This window comes from Aeromonas sp. 604176, from assembly GCF_049170755.1.
Taxonomy (GTDB): domain Bacteria; phylum Pseudomonadota; class Gammaproteobacteria; order Enterobacterales; family Aeromonadaceae; genus Aeromonas; species Aeromonas veronii_A.
In genome coordinates, this window is the sequence record NZ_JAAKNE010000102.1 from 1 (window position 1) to 15978 (window position 15978).

11 protein-coding genes and 1 pseudogene are annotated in these 15978 nt (G+C 58.3%); 8 read left to right on the top strand and 4 right to left on the bottom strand.

The window, feature by feature from the left end; translation table 11 throughout:
* Nucleotides 1-687 precede the first annotated feature (687 nt).
* The gene (lpxL, locus tag G5358_RS16260) at nt 688-1611 is read right to left on the bottom strand and encodes an LpxL/LpxP family Kdo(2)-lipid IV(A) lauroyl/palmitoleoyl acyltransferase (RefSeq protein WP_139735514.1); all 924 of its coding nucleotides are present in this window, start codon (nt 1609-1611) and stop codon (nt 688-690) included.
* Nucleotides 1612-1849: 238 nt separating this feature from the next.
* Here lpxL and hldE point away from each other — a divergent pair, with 238 nt between their 5' ends.
* On the top strand, nt 1850-3277 hold the full coding sequence (hldE, locus tag G5358_RS16265; protein WP_421324475.1) for a bifunctional D-glycero-beta-D-manno-heptose-7-phosphate kinase/D-glycero-beta-D-manno-heptose 1-phosphate adenylyltransferase HldE: 1428 nt from the start codon (nt 1850-1852) through the stop codon (nt 3275-3277).
* 116 nt (nt 3278-3393) lie between these two features.
* On the opposite strand, the gene tolC is transcribed toward hldE, so the two are convergent.
* Complete coding sequence (gene tolC / locus G5358_RS16270; protein WP_421324476.1) at nt 3394-4722, bottom strand: outer membrane channel protein TolC; 1329 nt, start codon at nt 4720-4722, stop codon at nt 3394-3396.
* A 304-nt stretch (nt 4723-5026) separates the two neighbouring features.
* Here tolC and nudF point away from each other — a divergent pair, with 304 nt between their 5' ends.
* The 7 genes from nudF to G5358_RS16305 all read left to right on the top strand — a co-directional run bounded on the left by nudF (nt 5027) and on the right by G5358_RS16305 (nt 13143).
* Nucleotides 5027-5668: an ADP-ribose diphosphatase gene (gene nudF / locus G5358_RS16275; protein WP_005335901.1), complete on the top strand. Its 642-nt coding sequence runs from the start codon at nt 5027-5029 to the stop codon at nt 5666-5668.
* Nucleotides 5631-6119: a DUF1249 domain-containing protein gene (locus G5358_RS16280; RefSeq protein ID WP_196783449.1), complete on the top strand. Its 489-nt coding sequence runs from the start codon at nt 5631-5633 to the stop codon at nt 6117-6119. Before nudF ends, G5358_RS16280 begins: the two co-directional genes overlap by 38 nt.
* A 22-nt stretch (nt 6120-6141) precedes the next feature.
* Nucleotides 6142-6960, top strand: a complete 819-nt coding sequence (gene cpdA / locus G5358_RS16285) for a 3',5'-cyclic-AMP phosphodiesterase (RefSeq protein WP_041202814.1) — start codon at nt 6142-6144, stop codon at nt 6958-6960.
* Between the two features lie 12 nt (nt 6961-6972).
* Nucleotides 6973-7560, top strand: coding sequence for a YqiA/YcfP family alpha/beta fold hydrolase (locus G5358_RS16290; protein ID WP_139741668.1), 588 nt, complete (start codon nt 6973-6975; stop codon nt 7558-7560).
* Nucleotides 7561-7692: 132 nt separating this feature from the next.
* Complete coding sequence (gene parE, locus G5358_RS16295) at nt 7693-9603, top strand: DNA topoisomerase IV subunit B (protein ID WP_005363090.1); 1911 nt, start codon at nt 7693-7695, stop codon at nt 9601-9603.
* A 71-nt stretch (nt 9604-9674) separates the two neighbouring features.
* A complete protein-coding gene (gene parC, locus G5358_RS16300) occupies nt 9675-11966 on the top strand; it encodes a DNA topoisomerase IV subunit A (protein ID WP_421324478.1) in 2292 nt (763 codons plus the stop codon).
* A gap of 73 nt (nt 11967-12039) precedes the next feature.
* Nucleotides 12040-13143, top strand: coding sequence for a DUF4062 domain-containing protein (locus G5358_RS16305; protein WP_421324480.1), 1104 nt, complete (start codon nt 12040-12042; stop codon nt 13141-13143).
* A 432-nt stretch (nt 13144-13575) separates the two neighbouring features.
* Here G5358_RS16305 and G5358_RS16310 read toward each other — a convergent pair whose 3' ends face one another.
* Both G5358_RS16310 and G5358_RS16315 read right to left on the bottom strand, forming a co-directional pair.
* The gene (locus G5358_RS16310; RefSeq protein ID WP_421324482.1) at nt 13576-15063 is read right to left on the bottom strand and encodes a peptide MFS transporter; all 1488 of its coding nucleotides are present in this window, start codon (nt 15061-15063) and stop codon (nt 13576-13578) included.
* A 525-nt stretch (nt 15064-15588) separates the two neighbouring features.
* A pseudogene (locus tag G5358_RS16315) lies at nt 15589-15978 on the bottom strand (hypothetical protein); the annotation flags it as partial.

Genomic DNA, 15978 nt, shown 5'->3' on the forward strand with positions numbered 1-15978 from the left:
GACAGGAAGCGTCCAAAATTCTGTATCTTGACTTTGGTATCCGGTGATAACATGTCGGGACCCCGTTTTAAGCCTGTTTGATTAAAAGTGGTAGTTCGGGATGGCCGGTTTTGCCGAACCTCCATCCCGGTCGTCTAAGCAACTTCAATCTACCAGCTTGCGATCAAATTAGGCTGAAAACGGGGTGTCTTGTGATCCATCTCTCAGATACCCCGTCATACCCCCTATCCAACCAGTGATGAAGATCACATTCGTTCGCTGTAATTCGGCTACATTTCGATCTTTTCTGTTTTTAATGACCATTTTTTTGTGATGCACATCACTAAATCAGCTTTGCTGTGCCATCACGTAAAGGTGATTTGCATCACAAATTCAATTTTTGTATTCGAATGGGGCAAATCACTCAATAACTCATCAGCGGGTAATGACGATGGATCTATCGAAATCTCTCTCTACTCACTAATGAATCAATAGTTTTGTAACCCTCTTTCAGTTTTTGCAGGCAGTGATGAGGGCTCTTTTGTGGCCGGTTGAGGGAGATGATCGGCTGATTGCAGGAGGTCGTGCAGGAGGTTATGGGACGCAGGGAGATCTTGCTTGCCGCACAGGGCTGACAGCAGATAAAAACAAACCGCCAGCAGGCGGTTTGTCGGTTTTGGCGATCTGGCCCCAGTCGGGGGCTGCGGCTTAGTAGAACCCCGCATCCTCGGGGGAGGGGCGGGTCTTGAAGCGGCGATGGAGCCACATGTACTGCTCCGGCGCCTTGCGCACCGCGGCTTCAATCTCGCGGTTGGCGCGAGCCGCATCGACCATGTCATCACCGCTCGGGTAGTCGGCGAGGGGCGCTCCGATATGCAGGGTGTAACCCTCGCTGGTGCGGATGTTGTAGCAGGGCAGGGTGACGGTGTTCTTCACCCTCGCCAGAGTGGCGGTGCCGGTGATGGTGGCCGCCTGCTCCACCGCGAAGTAGGGCACGAACACGCTGGCGTGGGAGCCATAGTCGTGATCCGGCGCGTACCAGAGGGCGTCACCGTTGCGCAGCGCCTTGATCATCCCCTTCACGTCCATCCGGTCTACCAGATATTTGTTGGAGGCGCAGCGACCGTGATACTGGGCATACTCCAGCACCGGGTTGGTGTTGGGGCGATAGACCCCGACCCCTGGCCGTACCAGACCGAAACAGCGGGCGTTGAGTTCAAGCGTCAGGAAGTGGCAGGAGAGCAGCAGCATGCCCTGACCTTTTTCCATGGCGGCAATGACATGCTCTTCCCCTTCCACCTTCATCAGGTTGCGCATCCGCCAGTCCGGCCAGAACCAGGCGATACCCACCTCGAATACGGCGCAGCCCACGCTCTCGAAGTTTTGCTTGAGCAGCTTCTCGCGCTCGGCCAGTGTCAGCTCCGGCAGCGCCAGCTCCAGATTGCGACGGGCAATCTTCACCCGTGATTTGAGCACTTTGGCGGCAAGATGACCGAGCTGGCGACCCAGCCACATCTGGCTGCGCCACGGCAGCAGAGTCAGCAGCCAGAGCAGGCCGAGGCCAAACCAGCTGGCCCAGTAACGGGGATGAAACAGGCGGGGCTCGAGGCGGGGAGCGTTGTCATGGGCCATGGAGAATCTCTTTGCTTACGAAAACAATCGGGGGATTCTAGCCGAAAAGGGGGGGCGGGGGCGAATGGCTATCTGCTGGTCAGAGGGGCTGCTTGTGTCTTGTCCGTGTGGCGCGAAGGGTAACTATGGGTTTCCTGCCGCGTTCTTAATGGAAACCACAGGTTTGCTTTTTCTCCCTCAAATAAAAGAGTGTGATAAAATCGGCGACTGATTTTTCAGGTTTTGAGAGTCGATACAGATGAAGATCACCCTGCCCGAGTTTGAAAAAGCCCGCGTCCTGGTCGTTGGCGATGTCATGTTGGACCGTTATTGGCATGGCCCCACCGGCCGGATCTCGCCCGAGGCACCGGTGCCCGTGGTCAAGGTTGAACACATTGAGGAGCGTCCGGGCGGTGCCGCCAACGTGGCCCTCAACTCCGCCGCCCTTGGCGCTCATGCCGTGCTGCTTGGCCTGACCGGTCAGGATGAGGCTGCCGATGCCCTGGCTGGCCAAATGGCCGGCGTCAAGGTCGCCTGTGACTTCGTTCGTCTGGCCGACTACCCGACCATTACCAAGCTGCGCGTGCTGTCGCGCAACCAGCAACTGCTGCGTCTCGATTTCGAAGAGGGGTTCCACGCTGTCGACTCCACCCTGCTGGTGAGCAAGGTCGAGCAGGCGCTGCCAAACAGCGACGTGATGATCCTCTCCGACTACGGCAAGGGTGCCCTCAACGACGTACCCGGCATGATCAAGCGTGCCCGCGCCGCCGGCATTCCGGTGCTGGTCGATCCCAAGGGGACCGACTTCGAGAAGTACCGCGGCGCCACCCTGCTGACCCCCAACATGTCCGAGTTCGAGGCTGTAGTGGGCAAGGTGAAGAGCGAAGAGGAGCTGGTCGCCAAGGGGCTGGATCTGGTCAAGCGTTTCGAGCTGGATGCCCTGCTGGTCACCCGTTCCGAGAACGGTATGACCCTGATCCGCGAAGGCCAGCCGGAGCTGCATCTGCCGGCTCAGGCCCACGAGGTTTACGATGTGACCGGTGCCGGTGATACCGTCATCTCCACCTTGGCCACCTCGCTGGCCGCTGGCAAGAGCCTGGACGAAGCCTGTGCGCTGGCCAATACCGCCGCCGGTATCGTGGTCGGCAAGCTGGGTACCTCTACAGTCAGTCCGGTCGAGCTGGCCAACGCCCTCTACACCGAGCAGGAGACCGGTTTTGGCGTCATGTCGGAAGCCCAGCTGAAAGTGGCAGTTCGTGCCGCCCGTCTGCGCGGCGAGAAGGTAGTGATGACCAACGGCTGTTTCGACATCCTGCACGCCGGCCATGTCTCCTATCTGGCCAACGCCGGCAAGCTGGGGGATCGTCTGATCGTGGCGGTCAACACCGACGAGTCGGTTCGCCGTCTGAAAGGGCCGGGTCGTCCGGTCAACCCGACCGAGCGTCGCATGGCCGTACTGGCCGCACTGGGCGCCGTGGACTGGGTAGTGCCGTTCGGTGAAGATACCCCGCAGCGCCTGATCGCCGAGATCCTGCCGGATCTGCTGGTCAAGGGCGGCGACTACAAGCCGGAAGATATTGCCGGTTACGCCGAAGTGACCGCCAATGGCGGCGAAGTGCGCGTGCTCAACTTTGAAGATGGCTGCTCCACCACTGACATCATCAAGACTATCCGCGAGCGCGGGTAACGCGCTGCTGGCCTCGTCATCTGGCGGGGCTCACTATCGGCGGGAGCAAGCCGACAGAAACACGGATAACAAAAAGGCGACCTTGCGGTCGCCTTTTTCATTCCCGATAACGGCTATCAGGCTTTGGTCTTGGCTTTTGCGGTAGCCGGCATCAGACCCTGGTTTACTTCCACCAGATCCTGCGCTTCCAGGACACCGGCAGCCTGCTTCAGGCTCAGGATGTTGAGGATGTAGTTGTAACGGGCCTCGGAGAGCTTCTGCTTCGCTTCGTACAGCTTGCGGGTGGAGTCCAGCACGTCGACGATGGTGCGGGTACCCACCTCGTAACCGGCCTCGGTCGCCTTAAGGGCGCTGTCGGCGGAGACTACGGACTGGCTGTAGGCGCGTACCGAGCCGATGCTGGCGTTCACGTTGTTATAGGAGGAGCGCACAGTGCTCTGTACCGAGCGGAAGTTCTTCTCCAGCAGCTCGCTGGCTGCGACGTAGTTGAACTGGGCCTGCTTCACCTTGGAAGTGGTGGCGCCACCGCTGTAGAGCGGCAGCTTGAAGGTCAGACCGATATTGGCCTGATTGTCATTGCCACCGCCTTGGATGCTATCCAGCTTGTAATCGGTATTGCTGGTTTGCAGGCCGGCGCCCAGATCCAGAGTCGGTTCGTGGCCGGTCTTGGCCAGATCGATCTGCTCCTTGGCGATATCCTTGGCGATGCGGGCATTGTGCAGTTGCAGGTTCTTGTCCAGCGCCAGCTCCAGCCACTTGTCAGAACCGAAGGCGGTCTTCTGCGGGCTGAAACGCTCGGTGTTGAGGATGTCCAGATTGCGGTGATCGACACCGGTCAGCTCGCGCAAGGCTTCGTAGCTGTTGTCCAGAGTGTTCTCGGCATTGATCTCGTCAGCCAGCGCCTGGTCGCGGGAAGCCTCGGCTTCATGAACGTCGGTGATGGCGGTCAGACCAACCTCAAAACGCTGCTGGGTTTGTTCCAGCTGACGCTCCACGGCAACCTTGTTGGCGCGGACGAACTCCAGGGTATCCATCGCCTTGAGCACGTTGAAATAGGCGGTGGCGCTGCGCACCATCAGGTTCTGGACTTCGAGGTTGTAGGCGACATCTGACTGGGTGGCCTGCTTCTCGCTGATATCCAGATTGACCCAGTTACTGCGACGATAGAGGGATTGCGACAGCGTCACCTCGCCCTTGGCGTTGGTATTGCTCTGGGTATCGTTCTTGTTTTGCAGATAATTGAGCCCGGCACCCAGATCGATCTGGGGCAGCAGAGGGGCACGGGATTCGTTGATCTTCTCGAAGGCCTGGTCGCGAACGGCTTTGGACTGCAGCAACTGCGGGTCTTTGATCTGGGCTTGCTGGTAGATGTCGAGCAGGTTTTCGGCATGGGCACCGGCACTGACGCCCAGCAACACCATGACTGACAAAAGTGTTCTTTTCATAGATCGTTTTAACCTTATGTAGTAACCCAAACTGGTTGCTGGAGAGGCAAATATTGTCACCGACCAAGCTTGATTGCAGCTTAATCACTCTACTATAAGCAAAATTTAATGCTAAGAGTCTCAGGTCCGGTGACGGGAACGTCAAGAACCGGACGCAGTTTTCTCCCCGCGCGCCTAGCCAAATGGTCTGTGGCTGCTAAAATCCACCCCTCATTACCATGGCACGCCGAGTGAATGAACGTTCATTCATGTTCCTCGGATTTTATGGTCAAACTGATACAAGTCAAGCTGACGGGAGCCCCGGATGTCGCAGCAACCCTTGCCGCAAGATCGGCATTACGCCGCCGATGATGTGAAAATCATTGAAAAATCAGCTGGATATAACGGCTTCTTCAAGGTGAATGTCTATCGTCTGCAGCATCGGTTATTTGCTGGCGGCTGGAATCAGCCCATCGTGCGCGAGCTGTTCGAGCGGGGCCATGCTGCCGCGCTGCTGCCCTATGATCCGGTGCGCGACCAGATCGTGTTGGTGGAGCAGTTCCGTATCGGCGCCATGGAGACCAGCCCGACCCCCTGGTTGCTGGAGCTGGTGGCCGGCATCATCGACGAAGGGGAAACCGCCGAGGCGGTGGTGCGCCGCGAAGCGGTGGAAGAGGCCGGGATCGAGGTGGCCCGCTGCGAGCATGCCATCAGCTATCTGGTGAGCCCGGGCGGCAGCACCGAGCGGATCGAGGTCTTTGTGGGCGAGGTGGATGCCAGCAAGGCCGAGGGGCTGCACGGTCTGGCGGATGAAGGTGAGGATATCCGGGTGCACGTGGTGAGCCGCGAACAGGCCTATGCCTGGCTCAAAGAGGGGCGCATCGACAATGCGGCCTCGGTCATTGCCCTGCAGTGGTTAGCCCTCAACCATGGCGAGCTGCGCGCCCGCTGGCTGGCGGATCGCTGAGGTGGCGCTGACCCTGCAACAGAGCAGGCGCTATGTGCCTGATCTGATGTCCTTGCAGCGTACCTGCGAGGTCAACTACATGGCATTAATGAAACTGCTGCCGCCAGATGGGGAGGTGGGAGCCGAGCGCCGCTATCGGGTCGGCAACGATCTGCAGTTCCAGCTCACCATCATTGGCGAGAGTCGCTTCACCAATCAGGTGATCCTGAGCCAGCACAACCCCGAATTGCCCGAATATTTACAAGCTCAGATAGAGATTCGTTTGTATCATGATGTGAGGATGGCGGAAGTGTGTGCAGCGCAACAGATTTCCCGTTTGCAACCACGTTATGATTATCCCAATAAAAAGATGCACCAGCGGGACGAAAAGGAGCAGGTAAATCTGTTTCTGGCCGAATGGCTAAAATTTTGTCTCAGACATGGTACCAGCCCGATCAATATCTCCAGTTGAACAAATAAAAAGAAGCGTGATTTTGGAAACAGAGCTCCCCCAGGCGCAGGACGGCAGTGTGCGCCTGTTGCAAATTACCGACACCCACCTCTTCGCGAGTGCCGAAGGGCGGCTGTTGGCTGTGCGCACCGCAGAGAGTCTGGCCGCCGTGCTGGAACAGGTGCAGGCCAATGAACACCCCTACGAGGTGATTCTGGCGACCGGCGATCTGTCGCAGGATCACAGTCCGGAATCCTATCAGCGTTTCGCCTCGATGATGGCGCCCCTGGGCCGCCCCATCTACTGGCTGCCCGGCAATCACGATGACAGCCCGCTGATGACCGAATATCTCCATGCCGCCGGGATCAGTGAATCCAAACAGTTGGTTGGCGACCACTGGCAGGTGATCCTGCTCGATACCCAGGTGCGCGGCAAACCTCACGGCATGATCGGTGATCACCAGCTGGCCGCCCTCGACCGCGCCCTGCGCCAATATCCTGATCGCCACGCTCTTATCACCCTGCACCATCAGGCTGTGCCGGTGGGTTGCGCCTGGCTGGATCAGCACAATCTCAAGAATGCTGATGATCTGTTTGCCGTACTGGCCCGTCATCCACAGCAGAAGACCATCCTGTTCGGTCACGTTCATCAGGAGTTTGACGAGGTGCACCGCGGGGTGCGGCTGATTGCCAGCCCCTCCACCTGCATTCAGTTCAAACCGCTCTCTGATGGCTTCGCGCTGGACGAGTCCGGCCCGGGCTGGCGCTATCTCACCCTCTATCCGGATGGGCGGGTGGCCAGCGAGGTGTGGCGCCTGCCGGTGGGGCAGTTTGTGCCCGACCCCAACGCCACCGGTTATTGAGGAGAGCATCCCATGAAGTCGGTTCTCCTTTATCTGCACGGTTTCAACTCCTCACCGGGCTCCGCCAAGGCGCAGCAGATGGCTGCCTGGGTGGCCGCCAACCGGCCCGACATCGAAGTGATCATTCCGGCCCAGCCCAATACGCCAGCGGCGGCCTGGGCGGCCATCGAGCAGACCATTGCCGATCTGCAGCGTCGTTATGGTAGTGAATACAAGCTCGGCGCCGTGGGCAGCTCCCTCGGCGGCTTTATGGCGACCCGAGTGAGCGAGCAGTACGGCTGCCGCGCGGCGCTGATCAATCCGGCGGTGCGCCCCCACGAGCTGCTCTGTGACTACCTCGGCCCCCAGACCAATCCCTATACCGGGGAGCAGTACGAACTGCGGCCTGAACATATGGATGAGCTGCGGGCACTGGCGGTACCGGTGACGGCGCCGGAGCGGCTCTGGATCCTGCAACAGCAGGGGGATGAGGTGCTCGACTATCGCAAGGCGCTGGATGAATACCGCTTTGCCCGCCTCTCGCTGGAGTGCGGTGGCAACCATGCCTTTGTTGCGTTCGAGCGCTACCCCGCCCAGATCATCCGTTTCCTCGGGTTATAGTCAGGTTTGAGTCAATAAGGGCGGTCTCGCCCTGCTTGTTCTTCTCCAGATCAAGCTTTCGGTGCGGGGAGTTTGTTCTACCCCCGCCTAGCAGTTAAGATTCCCTCCAAACGTCAATTCGCAAGGCCCTCCATGTCTACTCAATACAATGCGGATGCCATTGAGGTCCTCAATGGCCTTGAGCCGGTGCGTCGCCGCCCCGGCATGTATACCGACACCACCCGGCCCAACCACCTCGGCCAGGAGGTCATCGACAACAGCGTCGATGAAGCGCTGGCAGGTCACGCCCGCAATCTGGAGGTGATCCTGCATGAAGACCAGTCCCTCGAAGTGATCGACGACGGCCGCGGCATGCCGGTCGATATCCACCCGGAAGAGGGGGTCAGCGGGGTGGAGCTGATCCTCTGCAAGCTGCACGCGGGCGGCAAATTCTCCAACAAGAACTACCAGTTCTCCGGCGGTTTGCACGGGGTGGGTATTTCGGTCGTAAACGCCCTCTCCGATCGGGTCGAGGTGACGGTGCGTCGCGACGGTCAGGTCTACGACATCGCCTTCGAGCGTGGCGAGAAGGTGCAGGAGCTGACTATCACAGGCACCTGCGGTCGTCGCAACACCGGCACTCGGGTGCGCTTCTGGCCGCAGGCGAGCTACTTCGATTCGCCCAAATTCTCGGTCACCAAGCTGGAGCACCTGCTCAAAGCCAAGGCCGTGCTCTGCCCCGGCCTCACCATCAAGTTCCTCGACAAGAACACCGGCATCAAGCTGGAGTGGTGCTACGAAGATGGCCTCAAGGATTATCTGGTCGATGCGGTCAAGCAGTTCACCTGCCTGCCGGAGCAGCCCTTTATCGGCTCGTTCAGCTCCGAACAGTCGGCGGTGGACTGGGCGCTCTGCTGGTTGCCGGAAGGGGGCGAATGCCTTGCCGAATCCTATGTGAACCTCATTCCCACCGCGCAGGGCGGTACTCACGTCAACGGCCTGCGTCAGGGCCTGCTCGACGCCATGCGCGAGTTCTGCGAGTTCCGCAACCTGCTGCCGCGCGGGGTCAAGCTGACCCCGGAAGATATCTGGGATCGCTGCGCCTACATCCTCTCCATCAAGATGCAGGATCCGCAGTTTGCCGGTCAGACCAAGGAGCGCCTCTCCTCCCGTCAGAGCTCGGCGTTCGTCTCCGGCGTGGTGAAGGATGCCTTCAGCCTCTATCTGAACAGCAACACCGAGCTGGCGGAGCAGATCGCCGAGATCTGTATCAGCAGCGCCCAGCGCCGGATGCGCGCCGCCAAGACGGTGGTGCGCAAGAAGATTACCCAGGGCCCGGCGCTGCCCGGCAAGCTGACCGACTGTAACTGCGCCGACCCCATGCAGGGCGAACTGTTCCTGGTGGAGGGTGACTCCGCAGGCGGCAGTGCCAAGCAGGCGCGGGATCGCGAGTTTCAAGCCATCATGCCGCTGCGCGGCAAGATCCTGAACACCTGGGAGGTAGAAGCCGGTCAGGTGCTCGCCTCACAGGAAGTACACGACATCTCGGTCGCCATCGGGCTCGACCCCGACTCCGAGGATCTCAGTGGCCTGCGCTACGGCAAGGTGTGCATCCTCGCGGATGCTGACTCGGACGGTCTGCACATCGCCACCCTGCTCTGCGCCCTGTTTGTGAAGCACTTCCGCACGCTGGTGGAGAAGGGGCACGTTTACGTCGCCATGCCGCCCCTCTATCGGATCGATATCGGTAAAGAGGTCTACTACGCCCTCGACGAGGACGAGAAGAACGGTGTGCTGCAGCGGGTCGAAGCCGAGAAGAAGAAGGGCAAGGTGATGGTGACCCGATTCAAGGGTCTGGGTGAAATGAACCCGAAACAGCTGCGGGAAACCACCATGGATCCCAACACTCGCCGTCTGGTGCAGCTCACCATGGAGCCGGCAGGAGAGAGTGAAGGGGATGCGGCTGACGAGACTCTGCAGCTGATGGACATGCTGCTGGCCAAGAAGCGGGCGGGTGATCGCCGTGAATGGCTCGAAGAGAAGGGTAACCTCGCCATCATCTAAGCCGTCGGTCACCTGCCGACCCGCATTTCAGGCGTGCCCTCCTGGGGCGCGCCATAGCAAGAGAAAAACATATGAGTGATGCTATCGAGCTCAGTCTGGACGGGGTAGAGCGCCAGCCAATGCGCACCTTTACCGAACAGGCTTACTTGAACTACTCCATGTACGTCATCATGGATCGGGCCTTGCCGCATATTGGCGATGGCCTCAAACCGGTGCAGCGGCGCATCATCTACGCCATGAGCGAGCTGGGTCTGTCGGCGCTGTCCAAGCACAAGAAATCCGCCCGTACCGTGGGTGATGTGCTGGGTAAGTACCACCCCCACGGCGACAGCGCCTGTTATGAAGCCATGGTGCTGATGGCCCAGCCCTTCTCCTACCGCTACCCGCTGGTGGATGGTCAGGGTAACTGGGGTGCGCCGGATGATCCCAAATCCTTCGCTGCCATGCGTTATACCGAGGCGCGGCTGTCGCGCTTCTCCGAGCTGCTGCTCTCCGAGCTGGGGCAAGGCACGGTGGAGTGGACGCCGAACTTCGACGGCACCATGAAGGAGCCGGTGGTGCTGCCCGCCCGTCTGCCGCACATCCTGCTCAACGGGGTGACCGGTATCGCGGTGGGCATGGCGACCGACATCCCGCCCCACAACGCGCGGGAAGTGGCCTACGCCTGTGCCGAGCTGCTCGACAACCCCAATGCGGGGCTCGATGTGTTGATGCAGCACATTCAGGGGCCGGACTACCCGACCAACGCCGAGATCATCACCCCGCGCGACGATATCCGCAAAATCTACGAGACCGGCAAGGGCTCCATCAAGCAGCGGGCGGTCTGGAGCGAGGAGGATGGCGACATCGTCATCACAGCGCTGCCCCATCAGGCCTCCGGCGCCAAGATCATGGAGCAGATCGCCGCCCAGATGGTGGCGAAAAAGCTGCCGATGGTGACCGATCTGCGGGATGAATCTGACCACGAGAACCCGACCCGTCTGGTGATCGTGCCGCGCTCCAACCGGGTGGATGTAGAGGGGCTGATGGCCCACCTGTTCGCCACCACGGATCTGGAGAAGAACTACCGGGTCAACCTCAACATCCTCGGCCTCGACAACCGGCCGCAGGTGAAGTGCCTCAAGACCATCCTCAGCGAGTGGATCCAGTTCCGCCGCGAGACGGTGCGTCGCCGCCTGCAATTCCGCCTCGACAAGGTGCTGGCTCGCCTGCATATCCTCGAAGGCTTGCTGATCGCCTACCTCAACATCGACGAGGTGATCGAGATCATCCGCACCGAGGATGAGCCGGGCAAGGTGATGGTGGAGCGCTTCAACATTACCGAGACCCAGGCCGAAGCGATCCTCGAGCTGAAACTGCGCCATCTGGCCAAGCTCGAAGAGTTCAAGCTGCGCGCCGAACAGAACGAACTGGCCGAAGAGCGCGACAAGCTGGAGCTGATCCTGGGCTCCGAGCGTCGTCTCAACACCCTGCTCAAGAAAGAGCTGCTGGCCGATGCCGAGAAGTACGGCGACGATCGCCGCACTCCGCTGGTGGAGCGTGCCACCGCCGTGGCGCTGACCGAGAAAGAGCTGGTGCCGAGCGAACCGGTCACCGTCATCCTCTCCGACAAGGGGTGGGTGCGCGCCGCCAAGGGTCACGACGTGGATGTCGAGGGGCTCTCCTACAAGGCGGGGGACAACTACCTCACCCACGCCTTTGGCCGCAGCAACCAGCAGGCGGTGTTCCTCTCCACGTTGGGGAGAACCTACGCCCTCGAATCTCACACCTTGCCATCCGCGCGCAGTCAGGGCGAACCGCTCACCGGCCGCTTTGCACTGGGCGCCGGTGAAGAGGTACGTCATCTGGTGATGGGCAACGAGGGTGAGCCCTACCTCATCTGCTCCGATGCTGGTTACGGCTTTGTCTGCACCTATGACGATCTCATAGGCAAGAACAAGAACGGCAAGGCGCTGCTCACCGTGCCGGAAGGGGGTCAGGTGATGGCACCCCAGAAGATCGGCTCGCCGGAGACCGATCTCTGCATGGCCATCTCCAACGAAGGGCGGATGCTGCTGTTCCCGATGAACACCCTGCCGGTGCTCGGCAAGGGCAAGGGCAACAAGCTCATCAGCATTCCGTCGGCGCGCGTGAAGGCGCGGGAGGAGTTTGTGGTGATGGCCGCCGTCATCCCGCAGGGCCAGTCGGTCACCCTGTTTGCCGGCAAGCGCAAGCTCACCCTGAAACCTTCGGATCTCGACTACTACCGTGGCGAGCGCGGCCGCCGCGGCGCCAAGCTGCCCCGCGGTTTGCAGCGCGTGGATCGCATCGAGATTGAACCCGCCGCCGGTGCCGAGCCGGTCGCGGAGGAGAATTTGGCTTAATTAAGAAATAAAGTGGCGAGAGCCACTTTATTTTTATTTCCTGATATGTGACATGAACAAATAGAGATTTGACATGGCTAAACCAAAAGTTTTTGTTAGTTCAACATGCTACGACTTACAACAAATAAGGGATTCATTATGTACTTTTATAAAGGGGTTTGGATTTGAACCTGTTTTAAGTGAAAATGGAGATGTTTTTTATCATCCTGATTTGCATACCCATGAAGCTTGCATTAATGAAGTTTCGAACTGTCAAATGTTTCTTTTGTTAATAGGTGGTCGGTTTGGCGGGAAATATGTTTATGATAAGTCTAAATCAATAACCAATGCTGAATATGATGCAGCAGTAAAGGCTAATATTCCTGTATTTACCTATATTAAAAGGAACGTTTTGGATAACCATTATATATACCAGGAGAACAAAGATAAATCATTTATAACAGAGATGACATTTCCTGCCATAGAACAGTCAAAAGATGCGCTGAGTATATTTAACTTTATAAACTATGTTCGTAAAGCATCAGTGAATAATGCTTATGAGCCATTTGAATTAGCCAGTGACATAGAAAATCATTTGCGCAAACAATGGGCGGCAATGTTTTTTGATTTTCTAAAAAATAGAGAGATATCTAAACAAATAACTCATACATCAAAGTCTGTTGATGCACTTGTTGTTACAACAGATAAACTAGAGGAGTTGGTTAAATCTCTTTATAAGTCAGTGGATAAAGAAAATGCGCCTGCAAATATAGATTTAATACAAACCCAATCTATGGCAAAGAGCTTCTTCATGGACAATGTGTCAACTTGTTATCCGGGGGTCGTTAATGCTCAGACAGAAGAAGAGCTAGAAATGTTATCCAAGATTAATCCCCAAAATATGAAGTGGCATGAATATCTTTCATCCATAACATTGTTGAGACCTTTGGATAAAAATAGCACAGAAAAAGACAGCGATTTTAATAATGATGCTGAGGTCAATTATAGAATACCAATCGATTTAATTAATGATGCTGATGATCTAGATATGCATTACACTGGATTAAATATATATCCTGACAATGAATATCAGAAGGAAAAAGAATATCTTTATCAGCATGGGGTTTGTAATCTTAATGAGGAGCAGAGATTGAAGGTATTAAGAAGCTTTTCAACTATGAAGCTTTTTTGGGATTAACTCATCATAGCTGAGGATAATATTGTGAATCGTAGGCTTGATTAGCGAAGCGTAATTGGACTATCGTGAAAACCTATTGTCTCAACGTGATCGGTAATTCTATTTTTGTGGCCCCTCATCCCCGCCCCTTCTCCCGCAAGGGGAGAAGGGAGCCCAGATTGCGGTAATTTTTAAATGGAGTGACAGCTAGGGCTACAGGTTGGCAGGCGCTGATCCCCTCTCCCCTTGGGAGAGGGTTAGGGTGAGGGGAAGCTGACAATAGGGCAAGCGCCGCAATAGGTGCCAGGTTGCCAACCTGAAAAGAGCCACACATCCCACCAAAAGCGAGGGCCCCGCCATCCATGATGGCGGGGCCCTTTGCATGATCAGCCGCGTTGCTGATTTAACCGTTCGCGCTGGCAGGGACCACTGAAATGGTTGGCCCGAACCCGATTAGACAGGAATGGCTGTCGCCGCTGGTTGCGGGGCAATTTTCGAGGCGATCAGCTGGCGCAGGCGGGGCACCAGCAGGAGCAACACCACGCCGCCCGCCAGCGAACCCCAGCCCAGCATATTGAACACCGAGCTGTAGCCCGGGTTGGTGGCGACCGGGGTGCTGCCGATATTCTGCGGCATGGCGCCGGAGACATAGCCCGCCAGGACAGAGGCGACGCCAGTCACCATCATCCAGCAACCCATCATCAAGCCTTGCAGGCTGGCGGGGGCCAGCTTGCCAATCATGGCGTAGCCGATGGGGGAGATCAGCAGCTCGCCAAAGCTCTGCAGCACATAGCTGATGGCGATCCACTTGAAGGCGACCAGCCCGTCGGCCCCCGCCAGATGGATGCCGATCGGCAGCACCAGCATCCCCAATCCCATGCAGAACAGGGAGGCGGCAAACTGGGAGGGGATGTCGATATTCCACCCCTGTTCGCGCAGGCGCTTGAACAGCAGCGCCATCAAGGGGCCACCGATGACGATGACAATGGTGTTGATGTTCTGGATCCACTGGGGGGCGACCCGCAGCCCGAACACGTTGAGGTTGATGTTGTGCTCGGAGAAGAGCATCAGCCCCATGGGCGCCAGCTGGTAGAGCGACCAGAAGATGAGGGAGCCGAGGGCGAGGATCAGATAGGCCACCATGCGGCTGCGCTCGGCGGCGTCCGGGTGGCGGGCGGTTATCACGCAGAGCAGTACCAGCACCACGGCCCCCAGGATCAGCACGAAGCTGCCGCTGAAACTGGCGTGGGTCAGCAGCAGACGCAGGGCGGGCACCAGCATGGCCAGAATGGCGAGGCCGGCCAGCATGCGGCGGTAGAAACCGCTCCCCTTGATATGGCGCAGCGGTGTGCTGATATCCGCCAGAATCGGCCAGCAGGCGAAGGTGGCGATGATGGCGATGATGTTGCCCAGCGTCGCAAACAGGAACAGGGTGCGGTAATCCTCGGTGAGCTGGAAGTAGCCCGCCACCGTGAAGCCGATAAAGAAGCCCAGATTCATCCCGGCGTAGTTCCACAGGAAGGCACTTTCGCGGCGGTGATCATCCGGGGCGAAGCGCTGGGTCAGCATCATGTTGAGGCAGGTGACGTTGAGGCCGCTGCCGGTGAGGAACATGGCGAGCCCCCAGTAGAGGCCGGTGATCCCCATCTCGGCGATGAAGTAGCAGCCGATCACCTGCAGCACCATCCCCATCACGAACAGGTTGCGGTTGCTGAGGTAGCGCCCGCCGAGATAACCGCCAAACAGGTGCAGGCCATAGTTGAAGGCCCCGAAGACCCCCATCATGGCGTTGGCCTGGGATTCGCTAAAGCCGAGCCGCTTGGTGGCGTAGAGCACCAGCGTGGAGTAGAGCACGGCAAACCCCAGGGTCGAGAAGGTCTGGATAAAGAACAGCGCCCCGGAGCCGGGGGGAATGGTGGGGTGTTGATTCGAAGCGCTCACGGTCTGTCTCCTGTGAGAGAAGAAAGTCATTACTCGTCCTGAGAGCGTACCGGTCTGCTGCCGGTTAGCCTTGTGCGCTTCCATGCTGGTCTGAAGGCCGGTCTGTCATTTAGCGGCCAAGCGGTGCAAATAGCCATACCTGAAATTTAATCCGGCGCGATTAATTGCTTTTTATTGATCTATTCCGCCTTTTTATGCGCGATTGAGTCGTGATTTTAGCTCGGCTTACCACGCGGTTTCGGCACGGTTGATGTGATCCAGTCGGCTATTGGGTGCCGATTATGGCGCTGTGGCGGGATCTGTGTCGCGCTTTGTTGTCCCGAAACGCAGCTGGCGCCAAGCCGTTGTATCGCAGGTTGTTTATTCATCTTCTGGCATTGAGTGAATAAATATCGGTAAGAGAAGGGACAGCCCCGGGGTGACTTTCGCGTGTTCTCTCTTTGCTGTCGAGAGGGGGAGGGGAGGATAGAACAACGCCCGGCTGGCCGGGCGTTGTGGTGCGACTGATGGGCGGCGAAAGCGGCCCTAGAAGTTGTGGTAGAGCGGCCAGCCGAGCAGCGGGTGCTTGAGACCGGCGCGCATTTCGACGTTGTCGAGCTTCTCCGGCGAGGCGTTCTCTTTTTGCAGCAGCTGGTACTGGCGCACAAAGCCGAGGGTGTGCAGCAGGTTGGGCACAAAGCCCGGGCTCAGCTCTTGGCGCAGGGCGGCGGCCATGTCGGCTGGCAGCGCATTCAGCATCAGGGCGAGCTGGGCGGCGAGGTAGTCGGTGTCATACCAGCTCTCGTCGAGCTCAATCTCCCGCGCCAGTTTGCGCTTGAGATCCTGCTTCACCTTGAGCGGGGCGGCGCCACTGCCCTTGCCGCAGAGGATGCGGTAGAGCAGCGCTTCGGCCAGCTTGTCCTCCATGGTGGGGTG